Origin of the sequence: Nocardia sp. NPDC059764, assembly GCF_042732555.1 — a bacterium.
GTDB lineage: Bacteria > Actinomycetota > Actinomycetes > Mycobacteriales > Mycobacteriaceae > Nocardia.
Window position 1 is genome coordinate 22724 of record NZ_JBHWHH010000048.1, and the last position, 22024, is coordinate 44747.

Here is a 22024-nt window from a genome sequence, read left to right on the forward strand (position 1 = left end):
CGTCGTCGCGCTGATGGCGGGCACGCTCGCCGCCGGCGCGCTGGCGGGCTGCGCGAGTAAGAACCAGGTGCCCTCCATCGGGTACGGCGTGGACGCGGTCGTCGCCACCTACAACGGCGGCAGTGCGCTCGGCGCGAACAGCGGTGCGACCGCGGTGTTCTCGCGGGTGCTGACCGGCTTCTTCTACACCGGACCCGACGGGCAGCCGGTGGCCGACACCGACACCGGCACCGCCAAGGAGGTGCCGGGCGAGGCCCAGACCATCCAGTACCGGCTCAACCCGGAGGGCGTCTACTCCGACGGCATCCCCACCTCCTGCGACGACCTGGTGCTGACCTGGGCCGCGCGCAGCGGGCGTTTCACCAAGCCCGCTCCGGGCGGCCCGGTCCCGATGTTCGAGGCGGCGAGCACCGACGGCTACCGCGATATCGAACGCGTCGACTGCCAGCCCGGATCCAAGGACGCCACCGTGCTGTTCCGCCCCGGCAAGCACTATACGGCGTGGAAGGCTCTCTTCAACGCCGCCGAGCTGATGCCCGCGCACGTGGCCGCCACCCAGGTGAAGATCCCGAACGTGGTGACCCCGGTGCAGACCGGAGACCAGCCCACCCTGGAGCGGGTCGCCGACTTCTGGAACAACGGCTGGAAGCTCACCCCCGGCAAGGTGGACGCCACGGTGCTGCCGTCGTCGGGCCCGTACCGGATCGACTCCTTCACCGACAAGGACGGCCTGGTTCTGGTGAAGAACGAGAAGTGGTGGGGTAACCAGCCCCGGACCGGGCGCATCGTGGTCTGGGACCGGCACTCGGACCTGAAGTCCAAGGTGTCGGACAACGCGATCGGCGTGCTGGACGTGGGCGCGGGATCGCTGGGTGATGTGGGTCTGGGCAGCTTCCACAGCCAGAATCTGCCCGGTCGCGGCGTCGAGCAGCTGGTGCTCGCCACCGGCGGCGTGTTCGACCGTGCCGACGCGCGGCGCGGTTTCGCCTCCTGCGTGCCGCGGCAGGCGCTGTTCGAGAAGTTCGGGCACCCGGACTACACCGTGAAGATCGGCCTGGGCGCCGGTCCGCTGAATTCGCGGACCGTGCAACAGGATTCGGTTTACTACCAGTCGATCTCGGGTGCGGGCGACAAGTACAAGGGCGACGGCGCCGCCGCCCAGGCCGCCGCGTCCTCGAGCGTGGCCAACCAGACCGTGCGGATCGGCTACGTCAAGCCCGACGAGCGCCGCGCCGCCATGGTCGCCGCCATCGCGGACGCCTGCAAGGCCGCCGGCGTGAACGTGATCGACGCGGGCGCACCGGATTTCACCGCCGCGCAGCTCACCGAGGGCAAGGTCGACGCGATCCTGGGCGGCACCGCCGCCATGCCGGGCCCCTCCGGCACGCTCGCCGCGACCGACGCCATCGCCGCGCTACGCACCGGCGCGGGCCTGAATTTCGGGCGGTTCGGCAACGGCCGCTACGATGCCATCGCGGATCAGCTTGCGGCCGAGGACAACTCGACGGCCGTGCTGAATCTGCTCAACGAGCAGGAGAACCTGCTCTGGAGCGAGATGCCGTCGATTCCGCTGTTCGCCTCCCCCCGCACCATCGGGTTCGGCAACGGCATGGAGAACGGGATCGCCAGCGCCACGAAGGCGGGCGCGGGCTGGAATATGGATCGCTGGGTACTGAAACGGTAGTTGTGCCGGACCGGCGTGGTGAACGAGGAGTGGGTGTATATGAGCAAGCACGAGATGCTGGAGACGGCCGAACTGGTGGGGGAGCGGGCCGCCCGGGCCGAGGAAGCGGTGCGGCGGCTGACTCGCTGGCACGATGACTTCCCGACGCCGGGTGTGCGTTTCGCCGACCTGACCCCGGTGTTCGCCGATTCCGCGGGCTTCCGCGCCGTGCTCGACTGCTTCGCCTCCTGTGCCCCCCACGCCGACCTGGTCGCCGGCGTCGACGCGCGCGGCTTCCTGCTGGGCGCGGGCGTGGCCGCCATCCTCGGCACCGGCGTGGTCGCGGTCCGCAAGGCGGGCAAGCTGCCGCCGCCGGTCATCTCCCGCGAGTACACCCTCGAATACGGTTCGGCCGCACTGGAGATCCCGGCCGACGGCATCGATCTGAAGGGCCGCAAGGTGCTGCTGCTCGACGATGTGCTCGCCACCGGCGGCACCCTCGCCGCGGCGGCCGAACTGTTCATCGCCGCCGGGGCCGAGGTGACCGCGGCCGCGGTGGTGCTCGAGCTCGGCTTCCTCAACGGCCGTGAGCGCCAGGGGGATTACCCGGTGACCTCCGTCGTCAAGCTCTGACCTGATTTCTCTTGTCGCGCATCATCGTCCGCTCGGTCAGCGGGCGATGATGCGGGCCACGAATCCGCTGACCACCAGCCAGAAGATGGCGGCCAGACCGTAGTCCAGGATGATGTCGAAGTCGACGCTCCCGGTGTGGAACAGTCCCGGGAAGAACAGTGCGAGTGGTTCGGCGAGCCCCTTGATGAAGACGAAGAACTTGTTGGACTGGTCGGCATTGAGGACCAGCATCAGGATGTAGACGCCCTCGATGAGGGCGAACAACGCGCCGACGCCGCTGATGATGCGAGCGGCGTGGACTTCATTGCGGGCGACGTACGGCATACCCCTGGGATGCCCGCGGTATGCGGGTCGAAACAGACACGCAGGTCCGTCGAAAGAGACACGCACGTCGCGGGTGACAGTCACGCAGGTCCGTGAAACCGCGTGTCCGCCATGGCATGATGTCCGAGTGATCAGCGCGGCGGCCGGGAGCTTTCGGGCGTGAGGCCCAAATACCTCGTGGGTGGGGCGATCTGCCTGATATTGGGGATGATGACGCTGCTGCTCGTCATCATCCTGCCCGCCAGTGAGACCAGCTGCGGCCCCGGATCGCCCGCCGTCCCCGCGTTCACCTCCGCGCGCACCGAACCCAGCTGCCCGTCCACCGGCTCGCCCGTCGAGGCGGGGCTGCAGGAGGGCGCGCTGCGCGTCCTGCGTTGCACGGTGGCCCGCTTCGGGATGATGGACATGCGCGGCGTGGTCGACGACGACGCCACCCCGGACCTGAAGGCCGGGCGCGCCGTGGAATTCATCGTCGGCGGCGATTCCGGCAAGGGCGACGCCATCGTGTCGTTCCTCCAGGAGAACGCCGCCGCCTTCCGCGTCGACTACCTGATCTGGAAGCAGCGCAGCTGGACTCCCGGCGCGGCCGCCGGCATCCAGTGGACTCCACTGGGCGATCGCGGCGACGCGGCCCGCAATCGCCTGGACCGGGTGCTGGTCACCGTCAAGGACGCGGCCCCCACCTCGACCGTGCTCGCCCCCGCCAACGCCTCCATGGCCGCCGCGCCAGGCCGGGTGAACGAGGCGGGCAGCCTCACCGGCGCGGGGCGCCACCAATATCCGCTCGCCGCAGGCACATTCACCATCTCCGACACCTTCGGCGCGCGTGGTGGCGCGCACCTGGGTGTGGACATGGCGGCCGCCACGGGCACCCCCATCTACGCCGCTGCCGACGGTCTGGTGGTGGCCTCGGGCGCGGCCTCGGGCTTCGGCGACTGGGTGGTCATCGACTCCCTCGACGAGAGCGGCCGCCGCTACTCCACGGTGTACGGGCACATGTACGCGAACGGCATCTTCGTGCGCACCGGCGACATCGTCCAGATGGGCCGCCACATCGCCGATGTGGGCAGCAATGGTGAATCCTCGGGCCCGCACCTGCATTTCGAGCTGGTCCCGGGCGGGCGCATGACCGGCGGGCATCAGGTCGACCCGATGCCGTGGCTGGCCGGCGGCAGCATACCCGCGCCCGCGGGGCCCTACTGCGAGGACGGATTCGGCACCGCCGGCGGCAATCTCGCCGCCGGGAAGGTGCCGGCCGAACTCGAGATCTGGTACCGGCGCGCGGGTTCGCTGTGCCCGGAGATCGGCGCGTCACTGCTGGCCGCGCAGGGGCAGGCCGAATCCGGGTTCCGCACCGATGCGGTCTCCCCGGACGGCGCGCAGGGCATCGCCCAGTTCATGCCCGGCACCGCCCGCGCCCTCGCTCCCGACGGACAGCCCTATGTCATCGACGCGGACGGCAAAGGCTATGCCAGCGTGCTGGATCCGGCCGACGCCATCATCGGGCAGGGTCGCTACATGTGCGCCATCGCCAAGACCATCGAGGGCTGGATGGCCGCCGGGAAGGTGTCCGGTGACCTGACCGCGCTCACGGTCGCCGCCTACAACGCCGGTGAGGGCGCGGTACTGGCGTCGGGCGGTATGCCCAACCAGATCTCGCGGCACTACACCGAGACCCGGCCGTACGTGGCGCGCATCCTCGCCGCCGAACCCGGGTTCCGCAGCCTCGGCAGTGAGGGCCGGTTCCAGGCCGACCCGCACGCCGCTCTCGGCCCGCAGATCGTGGCCGCCGGTGAGCAATGGATCGGGACGCCGTACGTGTTCGGCGGCGGCGGCCCCGGCGGGCCCAGCGACGGCGGCTTCGACCAGGCCGGATTGACCGCGGCCGCGGTGTTCGCGGGCAGTGGCAGCACCATCACCCTGGCGCGGACCGCCGAACAGCAGTGGGAGCAGGGCGTCGAGGTGCCGTTGCTGTCGGCCGAGCCCGGCAACCTGGTGTTCGGGTCGTTCGGGCCGCGGGGGCCCTCCGACGTCGGCATCTACACCGGTGGCGGTCGCATGCTGCACGCCGAAGCCGGCGGCAAGGTCGGCGAGGTGCCCCTCGCCAATGGCATGAAGGCGCGCCGCATCGGCCGCTGAACGGGGTTGGCCCGGCATATCGGGACATGTAGTATCCCTATTTATGTTGATGGGTGAAGGCGTCGAATGGGGGCTGCACTGCTGTGTGGCCCTGGGCTGGCTCGACGACCACGCGCCGATCGCCACCGCCCGGCTCGCCGAGATCTTCGAACTCCCGCCGGAGTACCTGAAGAAGCGGCTCCAACCGCTCGTGCGGGAAGGGATCCTCGAGTCCACTCCCGGAGCGCGCGGGGGATACCGGCTGGCGCGGGCGCCCGAACGCATCACCCTGATGGACGTCGTCGCCGCCGTCGAAGGGCGTACGGAAGCCTTCCGATGCACCGAGATTCGCCGTCGTGGCGCGGGCGCCGCGCGGGGGAGCGAGGAATTCGCCAAACCGTGCGGCATCGCCGCGGCCATGGGGCGGGCGGAACTGGCCTGGCGGCGGGAGCTGACGGCGCAGACAGTGGCCGACGTGATGGCCGGGACTCCCGCCAATGCCTCGAAGTACACACGCCGCTTCTATGAAAACGTGACCGGCTGACCGGTCGTTTCGCCCGTGAGAACCGACCCGGCCCACGCCGGGTTTTTTCGGAAGGAGATTCGGGATGATGAGTATCCCGGTTAAGGCTGGTTCGACCGCACCCGCGCACATCGCCGGTCGGAACGGGCTGCGGCGCACGGGGATTCTGGCGCTGGGCACGTTCGCCGTCGGCACCGACTCGTTCATTCTGGCCGGATTCCTGCCGGATGTGGCCGGGACGCTGGGGGTTTCGCTCGCGAGTGCGGGACTGGCGGTGACGGTCTTCGCCGCCACCTACGCGCTCGGATCGCCGGTGCTGGCGACGCTCACCGCGCGGCTGTCGCGCCGGACCCTGCTGGTGTCGGCGCTGCTGGTGCTCGCCCTGGCCAACCTCGGCTCGGCGCTGGCGCCGGCGTTCTGGATCCTGCTGGCCACCCGGAACGTGGCCGCGCTCGGGGCTGCCGCCTTCACCCCGAACGCGGCGGCGGTGGCCTCGGCGCTCGTTCCGCCGCGGGCCCGCGCGCGTGCGCTGGCCGTCGTGGTCGGCGGTCTGACCGTGGCGACCGCGCTCGGCGTGCCGCTCGGTGACCTGCTGGCCGAGCGGATGGGGTGGCGCTCGGCGCTGATAGGCGTCGCGGTCGTGTGCGCGGTGGCCGCGGCGGGGGTCGCGGCGTGGGTGCCCGCGCTGCCCGGAAATCCGGTGGTGCCGTGGGCGACTCGGCTGGCGGTGCTGCGCGATCGATCCGTGGCGGCGGTGCTGCCGCTCACCGTGCTCGGCATGGGCGCGGCCTACACCGTGTACGCGTACGCGGTTCCGGCCCTGGGGGCCTTGGGAATCGGGGCATCGGACACCGCGTGGGTGCTCGGCCTGTACGGGGTCGGGGCGATCGCGGGCAATCTGTCGTCGGGCTACGCCACCGATCGGTTCGGACCTGTCCCGGTGCTCACCTCCGGGTACGCGCTGATGGCCGTCTCCCTCGGCGTCATGGCCGTGCTGGCATCGACCGGTGCCCGGCTTCCCGTGCTCATCGGTGTGCTGGCGCTCGGCTGGGGTGCGGCGACCTGGTGCCAGACGCCCGCGCAACAGCACCGGCTCATCGCCGCCGCGCCCGCGGAATCCGGGCTGGTGGTGGCCTTGAACGCCTCCTGCATCTACCTCGGAATCGGGGCGGGGAGCGTGCTGGGCGGGGTCACCCTGGGGCACGGCGTGACGGTCATGTTCGGCGTGGCCGCCGCGCTGGCGTCGGCGGCGCTCGGGTATTTGCGCGTCACAGCGCGCTGACGTGCGCTGAGACTCGGCTCACGAAATATGTTCTTGCCCCGGCCTGTTGATCTCGGTTACCGTAGTTCGGTTCTCATTCCCGTCTGATCGGAGACATGCCGTTGATCTTCTGAGGTGATCGCCAAGTGGCCCGCAATCGCGCGCCGCATTCGCTCACTCTCGGGAGTCCTGCATGTCTTTGCCTGTTATTTCTGTTTCCGATCTCATCTTCGCGTGGCCGGACGGCACCCCTGTGTTCGACGGACTCGACGCCCAGTTCGGGCCGGGTCACGTCGGCCTGGTCGGCACCAACGGCGCGGGGAAATCGACCCTGTTCCGCCTACTCACCGGGGAATTGCGCGCCCAGCGCGGCTCGGTGACCATGCCGGGGCGGTGCGGGTACCTGCGTCAGGATCTCGGACTCGCCGCAGGACAGCGGGTGGACGAGGTGCTCGGGCTGTCGGAGATCCGGAAGGCCTTGCACCGCATCGAATCCGGGACCGGCGACGACACCGACTTCGAGACCGTCGGCACGGCCTGGGACATCGAGGAACGAGCCGTCGCGCTGCTGGGTCGGCTCGGATTGCATTACGTCGCAGGCGATGTCGCGCACCTGGACCGCCGCCTGGACACCCTGTCCGGCGGGGAGACCGTGCTGCTCGGCCTGGTGGCCGAACTGCTGCGCGAACCCGATGTGCTGCTGCTGGACGAACCGACCAACAACCTCGACCGAGTGGCGCGCGAACGGCTCTACGAGGTCGTCGGCCAGTTCCCCGGCACCGTGCTCACCGTCAGCCACGACCGCGAACTGCTGGACCGGGTCACCACCATCGCCGAACTACGGCACGGCGAGGTGCGCCTCTTCGGCGGCAACTTCACCGACTACCAGCGGATCATCGACGCCGAACAGGAAGCCGCCCGCGCGGCCGTCCGGGAGGCGCGCGGCGATGTCCGCAAGCAGTCGCGCGAACTCGTCGAAGCCCGCATCAAACTCGACCGCCGCCAGCGGTACGGGCAGAAGATGTGGGACCAGAAACGCGAACCCAAGATCGTCATGGGCGAGCGCAAACGCCAGGCCCAGGTGTCGGCGGGCAAGCTGCGCAACAACCACATCGGCAAGGTCGAGGAGGCCAAGGATCATCTGACCGACATGCAGGACCGGCTGCGCGACGACCGCGAGATCCGCGTCGACCTGCCCGGCACCCGGCTCTACCCGGGCCAGGACGTCCTCGACCTGACCGAGGCGCGACTGGCGTGCGGACCCACCGTGACCCTGAAAATCACCGGGCCCGAACGCATCGCGCTCACCGGACGCAACGGCATCGGCAAAACCACGCTGCTGCACCGCATTCGGGAGGCGGGCCCGGCCGTGCCGTGGCGCATGCTGCCGCAACGCCTCGACGTCTTCGACGAATCGAAGACCGTGTTCGAGAACGTCGCGGCCACCGCGCCGCACGTCGCACCCGAGCGGATCCGCGCCCAGCTGGCCCGGTTCCTGTTCCGCGGCGCCGACGCCGACGTCGCGGCCGGGGCGCTCTCGGGCGGGGAGCGGCTGCGGGCGGCGCTGGCCATGCTGCTGCTGGCCGAACCGGCGCCGAAACTGCTGCTGCTCGACGAGCCGACCAACAACCTGGACCTGCCCAGCCTCGCCCATCTCACCGAGGCGCTGGCGAGCTTCCAGGGCGCGCTCGTGGTGGTCAGCCACGACCCGCGATTCCTGGCCGGCATCGGGGTGACACGACGGCTGGAACTGACCCGCGACGGGCTCGCGGCGAGTCCGAGCGAACAGTGAGCAGGACGGGTATCGTTCATCGCTCCGGAGCGGTTGGCACCGGCGGTGAACGCTGCCCCGGTCGTGATCCGATTCCAGGACTAAAGTGGATGATCTGGGTGGTTGAACGGTCCGATATGGTTTTCCTTTCGAGGCCGCGAGCGGAGGTGGCATGACACAGCATCTGGAGAAGGCGAACTCGGGGCAATCGCCCGAGGAAGGATCCGACACCAAGGCGGCCAACGCCCAGTCCGCGGCCGCCGCCCGCAACACCACCGCCGTCCCCACGTCCGCCTCCCGCCGCGTCCGCGCCCGCCTGGCCCGCCGTATGACCGGGCAGCGCGGCATCGCGGCGGTCAAGCCGGTGCTGGAACCGCTCGCCAGCGTGCACCGCGAGCTGTACCCGAAGGCGAATCTGGCTCTGCTGCAACGGGCTTTCGACGTCGCCGACGAGAAGCACCAGCACCAGTTCCGGAAGTCCGGCGACCCGTACATCACCCATCCGCTCGCGGTCGCCAACATCCTGGCCGAGCTGGGCATGGACACCACCACCCTGGTGGCCGCCCTGCTGCACGACACCGTCGAGGACACCGGGTATTCGCTCGACGAGCTGACCGCCGAATTCGGCACCGAGGTCGCCCACCTGGTCGACGGCGTCACCAAGCTGGACAAGGTCAACCTGGGCGCCGCCGCCGAGGCCGAGACCATCCGCAAGATGATCATCGCCATGGCCCGCGACCCCCGCGTGCTGGTGATCAAGGTCGCCGACCGGCTGCACAACATGCGCACCATGCGCTTCCTGCCGCCGGAGAAGCAGGCCAAGAAGGCGCGCGAAACCCTCGAGGTGATCGCGCCGCTGGCGCATCGCCTCGGTATGGCCACGGTCAAGTGGGAGCTCGAGGATCTCGCGTTCGCGATCCTGCACCCCAAGAAGTACGACGAGATCGTGCGACTGGTCGCCGACCGCGCGCCCTCGCGCGACACCTACCTGGCCAAGGTGCGCGCCGAGATCGTCAACACGCTGGCCTCGAGCCGGATCACGGCCGTCGTCGAGGGCCGCCCCAAGCATTACTGGTCGATCTACCAGAAGATGATCGTCAAGGGGAAGGACTTCGACGACATCCACGACCTGGTCGGCATCCGCATCCTCTGCGACGAGGTACGCGACTGCTACGCCGCGGTCGGCGTCGTGCACTCGCTGTGGCAGCCCATGGCCGGGCGGTTCAAGGACTACATCGCCCAGCCGCGCTACGGCGTCTACCAGTCGCTGCACACCACCGTGGTCGGCCCCGACGGCAAGCCGCTGGAAGTGCAGATCCGCACCCAGGACATGCACCGGACCGCCGAGTTCGGCATCGCCGCGCACTGGCGGTACAAGGAGACCAAGGGCAAGCACTCCAGCGACTCCACCGAAGTCGACGACATGGCGTGGATGCGTCAGCTGCTCGACTGGCAGCGGGAGGCGGCCGACCCGGCCGAATTCCTGGAGTCGCTGCGCTTCGACCTGAAGTCGCCGGAGATCTTCGTGTTCACCCCCAAGGGCGACGTGATCACGCTGCCGCAGAAGTCGACCCCGGTCGACTTCGCGTACGCGGTGCACACCGAGGTCGGGCACCGCTGCATCGGCGCGCGCGTCAACGGCCGCCTGGTCGCGCTGGAACGGCAGCTGGAGAACGGTGAGGTCGTCGAGATCTTCACCTCCAAGGCCCAGAACGCCGGCCCCTCGCGGGACTGGTCGAACTTCGTGGTGTCCCCGCGCGCCAAGGCCAAGATCCGGCAGTGGTTCGCCAAGGAACGCCGCGAGGAGGCCCTCGAGGCGGGCAAGGACGCCATCAGCAAGGAGGTCCGTCGCTCGGGCCTGCCGCTGCAGCGTCTGATGAGCGTGGACGCCATGAGCGCCCTCGCCCACGAACTGCACTACACCGACATCTCCGCGCTGTACGCGGCCGTCGGCGAGAACCAGGTGTCCGCGCACCACGTGGTGCAGCGGCTCATGGCCCAGCTCGGCGGCGTCAGCGATGTCGAGAACGAACTGGCCGAGCGGTCCACGCCGTCCACGGTGCCCGCCCGCCAGCGCACGACCGGCGACGCGGGCGTGGAGATCCCGGGCGCGCCCGGCACCGTCTCCAAGCTGGCCAAGTGCTGCACCCCGGTGCCCGGCGACGAGATCATGGGCTTCGTGACCCGCGGCGGCGCGGTCAGCGTGCACCGCACCGACTGCACCAATGCCGACTCGCTGCGCGCGGAGCCCGAACGCATCATCGAGGTCAAGTGGGCGCCGTCGCCGTCGTCGGTCTTCCTGGTCGCCATCCAGATCGAGGCTCTCGACCGCACCCGCCTGCTCTCCGACGTCACCAAGGTGCTCGCCGACGAGAAGGTCAATATCCTCTCGGCCGCGGTCACCACCTCCGGTGACCGGGTCGCCATCTCCAAGTTCACCTTCGAGATGGGCGACCCGAAGCACCTCGGGCACCTGCTCAATGTGGTCCGCAATGTGGAAGGCGTCTACGACGTCTACCGCGTGACCTCCGCCGCCTGACGTCCCTCCACCCCGAAACGGGGTGGGGGAGCGGTCATTCGGCGCGCAGCAGCGGCTGGGTGGAGCAGCGGAACGCGCCGCCGAACAGTCGCGACACCGAGAAGTCGATGTACTCGACGGTGATGCCGCGCTCCCACCGATCCGGACCGGCGCGTCCGCGAGTCATGATTGCGGGCTGTTCGCTGAGCGCCGTACCGTCAAGGACATGGTGGAGTGGCGGGCGCTGGGGCGGTTCGCGGCGGTCTACGCCGCCACCGCGACGGCCGGGCTGGCGATCATGATGCCCGTCAGCTACGGCTGGTTCACCTCCGCACCCCAGAAGGTCGACCTCATGGTGCGCAGCGTGCCGCTGGCCATGGAGTCCGGCGCCATGGTCGCGGTGATCTGCGCGGCCGCGGTGGTGAGCATCGGCAGCAGCCGCGCGGCCTGGTACGCGGTCGCGATCGCGCTGCTGGGCATCCTGGTCAATCACGTGGGCATGTCCGGGGTCGGCATGGATTCGCTGACCACCGTCAACTACGTCGACGCCCTGGGCGCCGGTGTCATCATCGGCTGCCTCGCGCCCGTGGTGTGGAGGCCGTCCCTGGCGGGCGGCGCGTATCTGTTCGGCTGCCTGAGCTCGGTGATCTTCGGGGATCTCGCCCAGCCACCGGACGAGGACCGGTGGTCGAGCACCCTGGACCGCGTGTTCGGCGGCGCACCGCCGGTGTGGCTGATCCTGGTGGCGCTGGCGCTGGTGGCGGCGAACCTTCCGGCCCGCAATCACCTCAGGCCGATGCCCGGTGAGGGACCGGACTGCTCGCTGGCCCCGATCCTGTCCGGAGCCGCCGCGGTGTTCACGCTGGCTCGAGCCTCGCGCTGGCTCGCCGAGAGCGGTGACCGGGTCGTGGTGGTCGTCGCGGGTGTCGCGCTGGTGATCGTCGGGGCGTTCCTGCTGCGGCGCTGGCGGCCCGAGCAGTCGACACCGGTCGGTCCGGTCGCCGTCGAGACGGGAGAAGTCCATGGCGACGCGTGACTCGGTACCGACGAGCGATTCGGTGCCGACGAGCAGCACCGCGCCGATCGGCGGTGCGCTGCCGCTGGGTGGCGCGATCCCGACCGGCAAACGGGTGGCCCTCGCCCTGGGCAGCGGCGGGGCACGCGGATACGCGCACATCGGCGTCATCGCGGAACTGCGGGAACGCGGCTACGAGATCACCGGGGTGGCGGGGTCGTCGATGGGCGCGCTGGTCGGCGGACTGTACGCGGCGGGCAAGCTCGACGAATTCACGTCCTGGGCAACGACTCTCGGTCAGTTCGAGGTGGCGCGCCTGCTGGATCCGGCGTTCAGTGAGCCCGGCGTGATCCGGGCGGGGAAGATCCTGGACCGGATCCGGGAGATGCTCGGCGAACTGTGCATCGAGCAGTTGCCGATTCCCTACATCGCGGTCGCCACCGACATCACCACGGGCCGCTCGACCTGGTTCCGTGACGGCGAACTCGACGCCGCCATCCGCGCCTCGATCGCCATCCCCGGCTTCATCACCCCGGTGCTGCGGGAGGGCCACGTCCTCGTCGACGGGGGCGTCCTCGATCCGCTGCCGGTGGTCGCCACCATGGCGCTGGGGCAGGCGGATCTGCTCATCGGGGTCGACTTGTCCGGCCCGCCCGACCCCGCCTACGACCGGGCGCAACCGCGGACCAACTGGTTCACCCAGTGGTGGCGGGCCTCCGCGCAACGGCTCGGCCGCACTCCGGAGGCTCCCGTCGAGGAGCAACCGCCCGCCCTGAGCAGTGTGCGCGCCACCGACGTGGCGCAGCGGGCCATCGACCTGATGCTGGCCTCCATCACCCGCCAGCATCTCGCCGCTCACCCGCCCGATCTGGTGATCTCGGTGCCGCAGAACATCTGCGGCACCATGGATTTCCATCGCGCCGCCCCGATCATCGAGCAGGGGCGGGCACTGGCCGTCGCGGCCCTGGACGCACTGGCCGACGCGGGCGCCGCCGCCCTGCCCGACTGAACGATTGCCCGGAGGTCACCGGTACGATCGGCGCGAACCGGACCGCCCCCCAGGGCGGGTCCCCATCCGAGCGAAGGACTCCGTAGCAGCATGAAGTTCGAGAATGTGACCGTCACCAAGCGCGCCAACGTCTACTTCGATGGCAAGTGTGTGAGCCACAATATCGAGCTGGCCGACGGCACCAGCAAGTCGGTCGGTGTCATCCTCCCCGCCACCCTGACCTTCAACACGGGCGCGCCGGAGATCATGGAGCTGCTCGAGGGTCAGTGCAACGTCACCCTCGCCGGCGAGACCGAGGCTGTCGCCTACAAGGGCGGCGAGTCCTTCTCCGTCCCGGGCAACTCCAGCTTCGTCATCGAGGTCGTGGAGCCGGTCCACTACGTCTGCCACTTCGGCTGAGCGGAACTTCCCCGCGGCCCGGTCCCTCGAATGGGGCCGGGCCGCAGTCGTTTCCGCCGTCCGCGTGGTAGGCATGGGGGATGACGACGCTGGGAGTGGTGTTCCGTCCGCAGCAACCGCCGGAGCGGCTGCGGGAGGTGGTGCGGGCCGCCGACGCGTCGGGGCTCGAAGAACTGTGGCTGTGGGAGGACTGCTTCCGCGAGGGCGGGATCGCCACCGCGGCGGCCGCATTGGCCTGGAGTGAGCGGGTGCGGATCGGCGTCGGGGTGCTCCCGGTGCCGCTGCGCAATGTCGCGATCACCGCCATGGAGCTGGCCACGCTGGAACGGATGTTCCCCGGGCGTGGGATCTGGGGCGTGGGGCACGGGGTGCAGGACTGGATGGGGCAGGTGGGGGCGCGGGTCGCCTCGCCGATCACGCTGCTGCGCGAATACCTCGAGGCGCTGCGGGCACTGCTCGACGGGCAGCGAATCTCGGTGCGGGGCCGCTATGTTCAGCTCGACGATGTCGCGCTGGATTGGCCGCCGGCCGCCGCGCCGCCGATCCTGGCCGCCGCGGCCGGGCCTCGCACCCTCGAACTGGTGGGTGCGGCGGCCGACGGGGTGATCCTCACCAGCTCCACGCCCGCCGCCGGCGTCCGCACGGCCGCCGGGATCGTGCGGGCCGCCCGGCCGGAATCCCTGGCGGCGCGACCGTATCCGGTCGTCGTGTACCTGCTCGCCGCCACCGGGCCCGGAGCCGCCGACCGGGTGGCGGCCGAACTGCGGGCCGAGAACCGCGACACCATCCCGGGCATCGGGGTCGCCGGGGAGGCGCAGGCCATCGCCGACGCGGTGATCGCGTGGACCGAGGCCGGGGCCACCGGTGTCGTGCTGCAACCCACCGGCGACGAGCCCGACCCGGTCGGTTTCGTCCGCTTCGCCGCCGAGCAGGTCAGGCCGCTGGTGCCCTGAATCCGGCCGGACCGCACCGGATTCGGGCGCCGGTGTTCAGCGTAGGTCGCGGAAGAACTCACGGATGTCGCCGACGAGGATCTCCGGTTCCTCCAGGGCCGCGAAGTGGCCGCCGCGGTCGACGTCGGTCCAGCGGGTGATGGTGTTCGACGGCTCGCAGTACCGCCGGATGCAGACATCGTGGGCGAAGGCGATGACGGCGGTCGGGACACCGGAATTGGTTGCGGGAGCGCCCCATTCACCGGTCTGGGCGTAGCCCACGTAGGCCGCGGAGCCCGCGGTGCCGGTCAGCCAGTACAGCATCACATTGGTGAGCAGGCGATCCCGGTCGATGATCTTGTCGGGCGCCACAGTGCGCGGGTGCGTCCATTCACGGAACTTGTCCATGATCCAGGCCAGCTGCCCGACCGGGGAATCCACCAGTCCGTAGGCCAGCGCCTGCGGGCGAGTCGACTGGATCGCGATGTAGCCGAACTCCTCGCGCATGAACGCCCCGATCCGGCGGATCCGGTCGCGTTCGAGTTCGGTGAGCTGGTCGAGATCCTCGGCGGCCGAGGCCGGGGGCAGGTTGGTGCCGCCGTTGACGTGCACGCCGATCACCTTGTCCGGGGCCGTGCGCGCCACCTCCGGGCTCACCGCGCCGCCGATGTCACCGCCCTGCACGCCGTAGCGCTCGTACCCGAGCCGCTGCATGAGCTCGGCCCACAGCCGGCCGATCCGCGCCCGCGTCCATCCGGTGTCGGCGACCGGCCCGGAGAATCCGAACCCGGGCAGCGACGGAATGACCAGGTGGAACGCGTCGGCCGGGTCGCCGCCGTGCGCCGCCGGATCGGTGAGCGGCCCGATGACATCGAGGAATTCGACCACCGAGCCGGGCCAGCCGTGGGTCAGCAGCAGTGGCACCGCGCCCGGTTCGGCCGAGCGGATGTGCAGGAAGTGCACCCGCTGCCCCTCGATCTCGGTGAGGAACTGTGGATACCGGTTGAGTTCGGCTTCTGCGGCGCGCCAGTCGTATCCGGCGCGCCAGTGCTCCACCAGTTCCCGCAGCCAGTGCACGGGCACGCCGGTGTCCCAGTCGTCGCCCGGCAGCGGGGCGGGCAACTGCGCGGATTCGAGCCGCTGCCGCAGATCGTCGAGCCGAGTCTGGGGGATGTCGATGCGGAAGGGACTGACCTGTTCGCTCATGAGAACAACGCTACGGGCCAGTTAGGACAGGTTCCGCCCTAGCTGTCGGGCAGAATCGAATTCATGTTGGAAACTTCGGCTCGACTGCTGCGATTGCTGTCGTTGTTGCAGGCTCCGCGCGAGTGGAGCGGCGCGGATCTGGCCGCGCAGCTCGAGGTGGACGTGCGCACTGTGCGTCGCGATATCGAGAAGCTGCGCGCCCTGGGCTATCCCGTCGACGCCACGCCCGGTTCCGCCGGCTACCGCCTCGGCGCGGGCGCGAACCTGCCGCCGCTGCTGCTCGACGACGAGGAGGCCGTCGCGGTCGCCATGGGCCTGCGCACCGCCGCGGGCGGCACCATCGCGGGCATCGAGGAGAGCTCCCTGCGCGCGCTCACCAAACTCGAACGGGTGCTCCCGTCGCGGCTGCGTCACCGCCTCACCGCCCTCCAGGATGCGACCGTCTCGGTCCCCTCCGGCGGCCCCCGCGTCGACCCCGACACCCTCACCACCATCGCCGCCGCCATCCGTGACCAGCACCGTCTGCGCTTCGACTACCGCACCCACGATGGCACCGAAACCTCCTACCGCACAACCGAACCCCACCGCCTGGTCCACCACGGCCGCCGCTGGTATCTGACCGGCTGGGACGTCGACCGCGAGGACTGGCGCACCTACCGCGTCGACCGTCTCACCCCGCGTATCCCGACCGGCCCCCGTTTCACCCCGCGTGAGGCCCCCGACGCCGCCGACCAGGTGTCCCGGGGCGTCACCTCGGCCCCCTACCGCTACCACGCCCGGATCACCCTGCTGACCTCCGCCGACCGGGCCGCCGATGTCATCTCTTCGACGGTCGGCGTCCTCGAAGCCGTGGACGCGAACACCTGCATCCTGCACGCGGGCGCGAACTCCCTGGACGCGATAGCCGTCTACGTCGCGGGCTTCGGCTTCGAATTCCAGGTCATCGAACCACCGGAACTGGTCGACCGCATGCGTGAATTGTCCACGCTCCTGAGCCGCGCGGCCGGGGACGGCTGAACGGATCCTGCGCTCTGGTTGTTTCAGCCCGCGAGAGCGGTGGTGGTCGCGGAACGGATTGCGGCGGTGACGGTTTCGGGCTGTTCCAGCATGATCAGGTGGCCGCAGTCGGGGACGGTGATGGCGTGGGCCGGACGCAGGGTTTCGTTGAGACGAGCGCCCGCGGCGGCGGAGAGGATCCGGTTCTTCGCGCCCCAGACGGTGGTGATGGGCGGGAAGGCGGGGGAGGGGTGGAAGGTGTCGAGAGTGGCCAACGTGGGGAGGTCGCGCGCGATGGCGGCGGGTGGGTACAGGCGGCGAGGCTCGGACCAGCGGTGACGCAAAGCCGTGAACGACGGGGAGGTCATGGCGCGGCCACGCGGGCCGAGCTGTTCACGGACCACGAGGTTGGCGGCGACGCCGGGCAGGCGGATGGCGCTCGCGACCGAGTCGAGGGGGATGCGGGACGCGGCGCGGGCGGTCCAGCCGGTCGGTGTCGGCCGCAGGGTGGCGGCCGTGAGCGGGCTGCACAGCACCAGGGCGCGCACGTTCTGCGGGTTGGCGCGGGTGTAGAGCAGCGACAGCGCACTGCCGAAGCAGTTGCCGACCAGCGTCACAGTGGTGAGATCGTGGGCGCTGATGAACTCCGAGACCAGCCGCACATAGTTGGCGACGGTATAACCGCCGGTGGGGGAGTCGGAGTCACCGTAGCCGAACAGGTCCAGCGCGTAGACGCTGTGCGTGGCGGCCAGGGCCCGGGTCTGGTGGGTCCAGATGTTGCGGTCGCCGCCGATATTGTGCAGGAACAGGATCGGATCGCCGGATCCGGCGTGGTCGTAGGCGACGGATACGCCGTGATAGTCGAATGCCGGCATCGGGCGCTCTCCTCATTGAGTGCGGTACTGCGCTGTATCCAAGCCATGTTAGCCGGTACCGCGCGTAACACAAGGTTTCGTGGAGAGCGCCTGAACGCTGGTCAGCGGGTGGATCCGGCGATCACCCCCGTGCGGTGGATCCAGGATTTCAATTCGGCCATGCCGGTGTCGCGGTCCATAACGGGCCGGTATCCGAAATCGCGGGCGGCGGCCGAGGTGTCGTAGGTGCCGGTGCGGGTGAGCACCGCCACCGAGTAGCGCGACAGCGGCGGGGTCCAGTGCTCGGCGAGATACGGGACCCGCCGGAGGTTCTCGATCGCCGAGACCACCAGCGCCACCAGACGCGGGTCCAGCGCCCGGTCCGGTGGCGGATACCCGAGGTCGGCGGCGACCTCGGCGAGGAACCCCCACACCTCGGTGCGTTCGGCGTCGGCGATGAAATACGCTCTGCCGCCGACGTTCTCGCTGGCCGCGGCCTTGACCATGGCGTCGACGATATTGTCCACGTGGCACAGCGAGGCGTGGACGCCGCGCCCGCCCGACAGATCCGGCAGGGTCCCCGCCGCCGCCCTTTCCAGGAGCCGCACGATCGGCCCGGACCGATCGCCCGCGCCCCAGATGGCGCGCGGCCGCAGCGCGCAGGTGGTGAAGCCGGGCGCATCGGCCGCCAGCACCAGGCGTTCGGCGGCGGCCTTGGTCTCGCAGTAGTGGTTCAGATAGCGCGACGGATACGGAACCGACTCGTCTATATCGATCTGGTCGCCGCCGTCACGATCCATCAGCGCGCTCGGACTCGACACGAACACGAACCGCCGCGCGCCACCGGCGGCGGACGCGGCCAGCAAACGCGCGGTGGCCGTGGTGTTCTCGGCCCAGAAGCGGGCGCGGGTGCCGCGCTCGTCGACCCGCGCCGCACTGTGGAACACCACGTCCACGCCCGCGACCGCCCGCTCCAGGGACGCCGGATCACGGAGATCGCCGACCACCCGCTCCACGTGGCCCAGCACCGGGGTCAGGTCGCGCAGATCGCTGGTGGGCCGCACCAGAATCGACACCTCGTGCTCGCCGTCGCCGACCAGGCGGCGGGTCAGCGCGCCGCCGAGGAACCCCGAGGCCCCGGTCACCAAGACCTTCATGACGCCCCCTGCCCGAGCTGCTTGTCCGCCCACACCGTCAGTCGTTCGCGGCCGATCTTGGCGTTGTGGCGGATGTCCACCGGGAAGCGGGGATGGAACAGGAACTCCGTCACCGGTTTGGCGATCTCGAATTCGTCGCGCCGCCCGCGCAATTCGCGCTCGACGGCGTCGCGGTCGGCCCCGGGCTCGAGTTCGACGCACAGCACCGGCAGTTGCTCGCCGCGCGTGCCCACGCCGACCAGCGCGCTCCGGGCGACGCCCGTCACCGTGTTGAACATCTGCTCGACCTGGACGGTGAACATCGGCCCGTGCGCCGTCTCCAGCCGTTGACTCTTGCGGCCGCAGAACCGGATTCGTCCCGCGTCGTCGAGCCAGGCCAGATCGCCGGTGCGATGCCAGATCACCTCGTCGTCGGTGATCTTGCCGACCCGGTCCGCGGTCGGCGGCCAGAAGTAGCGGGTGCTGACATTCGGCCCGGACACCACCAGTTCCCCGATCCCGAGCGGGCCCGCGAGGCCGCCCCGCCCCTCGACATCGGACCAGTCCGGCAGCGGATCATCGGTGATGGGGATGATGCGGGCCCGCACGTGCGGCGCGGGCGCGCCCACGCAGACGCCGTGCCCGGTGTGGGCCTGCGCCACGAGTTCGCCCAGCAGTTCCCGGGATTCGATGGTGGCCATGGGCAGCGCCTCGGTCGCGCCGTATCCCGAGTACACCTTGGCGTCGGCGGGCAGCACCTCGCGCAGTCCGGCGATGCAGCTGTCCGGCACCGGTGCGCCGCCGGAGTAGACGCTGCGGATGCTCGCCAGTGCGGCCCCCGTGCGGCGGATGTGGTCCAGCAGCGGGATCAGCACGGCGGGGGAGGCGAACATGGTCCGCACCCGGAACCGTTCGACCGCGTCCACGACATGCGCGGGATCGGTCGCCCCGACCTTGGACGGGATCAACGGCGGTAGCACGCACCGGGATCCGAGCAGCAGTTCCAGGATGCCCGCCACCGGTGCGGTGATCAGCGAGGTCTCCGGCGCGACGTGCTCGCGCGCGGCATCCACCTGATCGATCATGGCGGCGAGATTGCCGTGGGTGAGCACCACCGCCTTCGCGGGCCCGGTGCTGCCGGTGGTGTAGGCGATGAGCAGCGGCTCGTCGTCGGGGGCGGGCTCGCGCTCGGGTAGGGCGGAAGCCGGTGTGCGGCCCCAGCTCTCGAGGGTGGGTCCCTGCCACCAGGAGCGGCCCGCGGTGACCGTCACCCGCACCTTGCGGAAGTAGGCGCGGAACACGATGCGCAGCGCCTGCGCCTCGGTGACCCCGACGAACGCCTCGGCGTCGGCGGCGCGCAGGCAGCGCAGCATCTTGAACAAGCCCATGCCGGGGTCGATCACCACCGGCACCGCGCCGATCTTGAACAGCCCGTACAGCACCGCGTACAGCTCCGGCCCCGGCCGGACCAGCACGATGGTGCGCACGCCGCGGCCCACGCCGGCCGCGAGGAACCGCTCGGCAATGGTGTCCGACCACGCGTCGAGTTCGGCGTAGGTGAGTTGCCGGTAGTCGGGCAGGCCGGCCCGGGTGCGGCCCTCGGCGTGGATCACCGCCGCCCGGGAAGGATGGTCGGAAACGATATCGGTGAATCGATCCAGGGCGCGCCAATAAACAGTGGGCAAGGAATGCGACACACTTCCCCCAGGGAATTGTCGAGGAATGCGAGGAATATGTCGGTGAGGCTACACGGGGCTCTCCGCGGCCGCTAGCCGTGTCGATTCGAATTCGTTTGATATACAGCGGGTTTAGTGTGTCTCGCGGTACCGACACCGGTTGCTCCGCACCCCCTATCCCACCCCTACGGAGAATCGAAATACTGTGTACAACAGGCTGATCCGTGATCATCGTCCCGCTCTCGTCCACCCCTCCGTACGGTAGCTTTCCACTCGGCATCGGGGCCTACGGAAATCCACCCGAGAGAGCAGGGGGCCACATGCGTACACGCTTCGAATCCATTGGCGCGTATACACCCAGCACCATCCGTTCCACCGCAGACGTCATCAATGCCCTGTCGGTGCCGCGGGCCTTGGATCTGGAACGAATTACCGGAATCAAGAATCGCCGCGTGCACAATAGCGACCCCGGCGATTACGAATCCTCCTTCGTGCTCGCGCAGCGGGCCATCGAGGATTGCCTGGAACGCTCCGGCTACGCGGCCGAGGACCTGGACGTGATCATCTCGGTCTCGATCACCCGGTTCACCGCGCCCGGGCAATACTGCTTCGCCCCGTCGTTCGCCGCCCAGCTGGGCGCCGCCATCGGCGCGGGCAAGGCGCTGCACTTCGACCTGTCCAACGCCTGCGCCGGGATGATCACCGGCGTGCTGGTGCTGGACCGCATGATCAAGGCCGGCGTGGTGCGCCGCGGCCTGGTGGTCAGCGGCGAGCAGATCACCCCCATCGCCGAGACCGCCACCCGCGAGATCTCCAAACCCTACGACCCGCAGTTCGCGGCGCTCACCGTCGGCGACGCCGCGGTGGCGGTGGTGGTCGACGACCACGGCGACGATGACGACGAGATCCACTACATCGAACTCATGACCACCTCGGCCGGCGCGGAACACTGCATCGGCATGCCGAGCGACAAGACCACCGGCATCGCCATGTACACCGACAACCGGGCACTGGCCAGCGAATCACGATTCCTGCAGGGCATTTCCCGCATGGCCGACTTCTTCTTCGAGACCGGCCGGGCCTGGGAGAGCGAGAAATACGACTACTGGATCCACCACCAGTTCAGCGGCCCGGCCATCGAGTACATCAGCTCGCTCACCGAACGCCATTTCGACACCCCCATGCCGCAGGCGCTCAATATCTACGCCGAGTACGGCAATACCGCGTCCACCTCCCACTTCCTGGTGCTGCGCGAACATCTGGCGCAGGGGCGAATTCCGCGCGGCTCCAAGGTGCTGCTGATCCCCGAGGCGTCCGGGGTGGTCTCCGGTCACCTCGCCGCAACGATCTCCCGGCTGGAGGCCTGACATGAATACAGCATCGCTTCGCGATTCGGTGAGGGGTGGTGGCCGGGTGACGGGTGGGCGCACCGCAATCGTTTCCGCGGCCGTGTGCACCGACGCCGACACCGGCAGCTATTTCGAACTCGCCGCCCGTGCGGGACGGCGGGCGCTGGCCGCCGCCGAGATCTCCGCCGACCGGGTCGGCCTGGTGATCAATGCCGGGGTGTTCCGCGACAGCAATATCGCCGAACCCGCCGTCGCCGCACTGATCCAGAAGCGCCTCGAGGTCGGCCTGGAGTACGAGACCGGCCGCCTGCCCGCCTTCTCCTTCGATCTGCTCAACGGCGGCACCGGGGTGCTGCACGCCCTCATGACCGCGCACTGCTTCACCGGGCTGGGCGATGTCGAGTACGCGCTCATCGTCGCCGGGGACACCCACCCCACCACCGAGCGCGGCCGCGAGGACTTCCCGTACACGGCCGGCGGCGCCGCGATCCTGCTGCACGCCGGCGGTGACGGGGGCGGTTTCGGCCGTCTCTACGCGACAGGGAGCACCGGTCCGCTCACCCCGACCGCGTGGGCCGACCTCGAAGCCGCCGGGACCGCGGGCCGCGGCGCGCTGACCGTGCGCGCCGCCACCTCCGATC

Annotated in this window: 19 protein-coding genes and 1 pseudogene; 14 read left to right on the forward strand and 6 right to left on the reverse strand. The window is 69.9% G+C overall.

Annotated elements, in window-relative coordinates:
* The first annotated feature begins 13 nt into the window (after positions 1-13).
* Complete coding sequence (locus tag ACFV4K_RS13620) at positions 14-1684, forward strand: ABC transporter substrate-binding protein (protein WP_379274790.1); 1671 nt, start codon at positions 14-16, stop codon at positions 1682-1684.
* Positions 1685-1723: 39 nt separating this feature from the next.
* On the forward strand, positions 1724-2296 hold the full coding sequence (locus ACFV4K_RS13625) for an adenine phosphoribosyltransferase (RefSeq protein WP_379274759.1): 573 nt from the start codon (positions 1724-1726) through the stop codon (positions 2294-2296).
* A 36-nt stretch (positions 2297-2332) separates the two neighbouring features.
* On the opposite strand, the gene ACFV4K_RS13630 is transcribed toward ACFV4K_RS13625, so the two are convergent.
* On the reverse strand, positions 2333-2620 hold the full coding sequence (locus tag ACFV4K_RS13630) for a hypothetical protein (protein ID WP_379274760.1): 288 nt from the start codon (positions 2618-2620) through the stop codon (positions 2333-2335).
* A gap of 159 nt (positions 2621-2779) precedes the next feature.
* Here ACFV4K_RS13630 and ACFV4K_RS13635 point away from each other — a divergent pair, with 159 nt between their 5' ends.
* The 5 genes from ACFV4K_RS13635 (at position 2780) to ACFV4K_RS13655 (ending at position 10832) form a co-directional block, all read left to right on the forward strand.
* Entirely contained in the window at positions 2780-4759 is a 1980-nt protein-coding gene (locus tag ACFV4K_RS13635) for a peptidoglycan DD-metalloendopeptidase family protein (RefSeq protein ID WP_379274761.1), read from the forward strand.
* Positions 4760-4802: 43 nt separating this feature from the next.
* On the forward strand, positions 4803-5282 hold the full coding sequence (locus ACFV4K_RS13640) for an RrF2 family transcriptional regulator (RefSeq protein ID WP_379274763.1): 480 nt from the start codon (positions 4803-4805) through the stop codon (positions 5280-5282).
* Positions 5283-5349: 67 nt separating this feature from the next.
* Positions 5350-6543, forward strand: coding sequence for an MFS transporter (locus ACFV4K_RS13645; protein ID WP_379274765.1), 1194 nt, complete (start codon positions 5350-5352; stop codon positions 6541-6543).
* Positions 6544-6715: 172 nt separating this feature from the next.
* Entirely contained in the window at positions 6716-8314 is a 1599-nt protein-coding gene (locus ACFV4K_RS13650; protein ID WP_379274767.1) for an ABC-F family ATP-binding cassette domain-containing protein, read from the forward strand.
* Between the two features lie 151 nt (positions 8315-8465).
* Complete coding sequence (locus ACFV4K_RS13655; RefSeq protein ID WP_379274769.1) at positions 8466-10832, forward strand: RelA/SpoT family protein; 2367 nt, start codon at positions 8466-8468, stop codon at positions 10830-10832.
* A gap of 34 nt (positions 10833-10866) precedes the next feature.
* Here ACFV4K_RS13655 and ACFV4K_RS13660 read toward each other — a convergent pair whose 3' ends face one another.
* On the reverse strand, positions 10867-10998 hold the full coding sequence (locus ACFV4K_RS13660; RefSeq protein ID WP_379274771.1) for a hypothetical protein: 132 nt from the start codon (positions 10996-10998) through the stop codon (positions 10867-10869).
* Between the two features lie 39 nt (positions 10999-11037).
* On the opposite strand from ACFV4K_RS13660, the gene ACFV4K_RS13665 reads away from it, so the two are divergent.
* From ACFV4K_RS13665 to ACFV4K_RS13680, 4 genes are all read left to right on the forward strand, one after another.
* Positions 11038-11847 (forward strand): hypothetical protein, encoded by an 810-nt coding sequence (locus tag ACFV4K_RS13665; protein ID WP_379274772.1) that lies wholly within the window; start codon positions 11038-11040, stop codon positions 11845-11847.
* Positions 11848-11905: 58 nt separating this feature from the next.
* Entirely contained in the window at positions 11906-12835 is a 930-nt protein-coding gene (locus tag ACFV4K_RS13670; protein ID WP_379274792.1) for a patatin-like phospholipase family protein, read from the forward strand.
* Between the two features lie 90 nt (positions 12836-12925).
* Entirely contained in the window at positions 12926-13234 is a 309-nt protein-coding gene (locus tag ACFV4K_RS13675; protein ID WP_357288183.1) for a pyrimidine/purine nucleoside phosphorylase, read from the forward strand.
* Between the two features lie 80 nt (positions 13235-13314).
* On the forward strand, positions 13315-14187 hold the full coding sequence (locus ACFV4K_RS13680; protein WP_379274775.1) for an LLM class flavin-dependent oxidoreductase: 873 nt from the start codon (positions 13315-13317) through the stop codon (positions 14185-14187).
* Positions 14188-14223: 36 nt separating this feature from the next.
* Here the strand turns inward: ACFV4K_RS13680 and ACFV4K_RS13685 are convergent, their stop codons facing one another.
* Positions 14224-15372 carry an epoxide hydrolase family protein gene (locus tag ACFV4K_RS13685; protein ID WP_379274776.1) on the reverse strand — a complete coding sequence of 383 codons (1149 nt, stop codon included), beginning with the start codon at positions 15370-15372 and terminating at the stop codon, positions 14224-14226.
* A 63-nt stretch (positions 15373-15435) separates the two neighbouring features.
* On the opposite strand from ACFV4K_RS13685, the gene ACFV4K_RS13690 reads away from it, so the two are divergent.
* Complete coding sequence (locus ACFV4K_RS13690; RefSeq protein WP_379274778.1) at positions 15436-16389, forward strand: helix-turn-helix transcriptional regulator; 954 nt, start codon at positions 15436-15438, stop codon at positions 16387-16389.
* Positions 16390-16412: 23 nt separating this feature from the next.
* Here ACFV4K_RS13690 and ACFV4K_RS13695 read toward each other — a convergent pair whose 3' ends face one another.
* The 3 genes from ACFV4K_RS13695 to ACFV4K_RS13705 form a co-directional block, all read right to left on the reverse strand.
* The gene (locus ACFV4K_RS13695) at positions 16413-17243 is read right to left on the reverse strand and encodes an alpha/beta fold hydrolase (RefSeq protein ID WP_379274780.1); all 831 of its coding nucleotides are present in this window, start codon (positions 17241-17243) and stop codon (positions 16413-16415) included.
* A 101-nt stretch (positions 17244-17344) separates the two neighbouring features.
* Positions 17345-18379 carry an NAD-dependent epimerase/dehydratase family protein gene (locus ACFV4K_RS13700; protein WP_379274782.1) on the reverse strand — a complete coding sequence of 345 codons (1035 nt, stop codon included), beginning with the start codon at positions 18377-18379 and terminating at the stop codon, positions 17345-17347.
* Positions 18376-20043, reverse strand: coding sequence for a fatty acid CoA ligase family protein (locus ACFV4K_RS13705; RefSeq protein WP_379274784.1), 1668 nt, complete (start codon positions 20041-20043; stop codon positions 18376-18378). Before ACFV4K_RS13705 ends, ACFV4K_RS13700 begins: the two co-directional genes overlap by 4 nt.
* A 311-nt stretch (positions 20044-20354) precedes the next feature.
* Between ACFV4K_RS13705 and ACFV4K_RS13710 the strand changes: the two genes are divergently transcribed.
* Positions 20355-21401, forward strand: coding sequence for a 3-oxoacyl-ACP synthase III family protein (locus ACFV4K_RS13710; protein WP_379274786.1), 1047 nt, complete (start codon positions 20355-20357; stop codon positions 21399-21401).
* A 1-nt stretch (position 21402) separates the two neighbouring features.
* Positions 21403-22024: pseudogene (locus ACFV4K_RS13715) on the forward strand (hypothetical protein); the annotation flags it as partial.

What these genes read in the sequence shown, in the direction of transcription:
- ACFV4K_RS13620 (WP_379274790.1), top strand. Translation starts at nt 14, where the DNA reads ATGGCGGGCACGCTCGCCGCCGGCGCGCTGGCGGGCTGCGCGAGTAAG.
- ACFV4K_RS13625 (WP_379274759.1), top strand. Translation starts at nt 1,724, where the DNA reads ATGAGCAAGCACGAGATGCTGGAGACGGCCGAACTGGTGGGGGAGCGG.
- ACFV4K_RS13630 (WP_379274760.1), bottom strand. Translation starts at nt 2,620, where the DNA reads ATGCCGTACGTCGCCCGCAATGAAGTCCACGCCGCTCGCATCATCAGC.
- ACFV4K_RS13640 (WP_379274763.1), top strand. Translation starts at nt 4,803, where the DNA reads ATGTTGATGGGTGAAGGCGTCGAATGGGGGCTGCACTGCTGTGTGGCC.
- ACFV4K_RS13645 (WP_379274765.1), top strand. Translation starts at nt 5,350, where the DNA reads ATGAGTATCCCGGTTAAGGCTGGTTCGACCGCACCCGCGCACATCGCC.
- ACFV4K_RS13650 (WP_379274767.1), top strand. Translation starts at nt 6,716, where the DNA reads ATGTCTTTGCCTGTTATTTCTGTTTCCGATCTCATCTTCGCGTGGCCG.
- ACFV4K_RS13655 (WP_379274769.1), top strand. Translation starts at nt 8,466, where the DNA reads ATGACACAGCATCTGGAGAAGGCGAACTCGGGGCAATCGCCCGAGGAA.
- ACFV4K_RS13660 (WP_379274771.1), bottom strand. Translation starts at nt 10,998, where the DNA reads ATGACTCGCGGACGCGCCGGTCCGGATCGGTGGGAGCGCGGCATCACC.
- ACFV4K_RS13665 (WP_379274772.1), top strand. Translation starts at nt 11,038, where the DNA reads ATGGTGGAGTGGCGGGCGCTGGGGCGGTTCGCGGCGGTCTACGCCGCC.
- ACFV4K_RS13675 (WP_357288183.1), top strand. Translation starts at nt 12,926, where the DNA reads ATGAAGTTCGAGAATGTGACCGTCACCAAGCGCGCCAACGTCTACTTC.
- ACFV4K_RS13680 (WP_379274775.1), top strand. Translation starts at nt 13,315, where the DNA reads ATGACGACGCTGGGAGTGGTGTTCCGTCCGCAGCAACCGCCGGAGCGG.
- ACFV4K_RS13685 (WP_379274776.1), bottom strand. Translation starts at nt 15,372, where the DNA reads ATGAGCGAACAGGTCAGTCCCTTCCGCATCGACATCCCCCAGACTCGG.
- ACFV4K_RS13690 (WP_379274778.1), top strand. Translation starts at nt 15,436, where the DNA reads ATGTTGGAAACTTCGGCTCGACTGCTGCGATTGCTGTCGTTGTTGCAG.
- ACFV4K_RS13695 (WP_379274780.1), bottom strand. Translation starts at nt 17,243, where the DNA reads ATGCCGGCATTCGACTATCACGGCGTATCCGTCGCCTACGACCACGCC.
- ACFV4K_RS13700 (WP_379274782.1), bottom strand. Translation starts at nt 18,379, where the DNA reads ATGAAGGTCTTGGTGACCGGGGCCTCGGGGTTCCTCGGCGGCGCGCTG.
- ACFV4K_RS13710 (WP_379274786.1), top strand. Translation starts at nt 20,355, where the DNA reads ATGCGTACACGCTTCGAATCCATTGGCGCGTATACACCCAGCACCATC.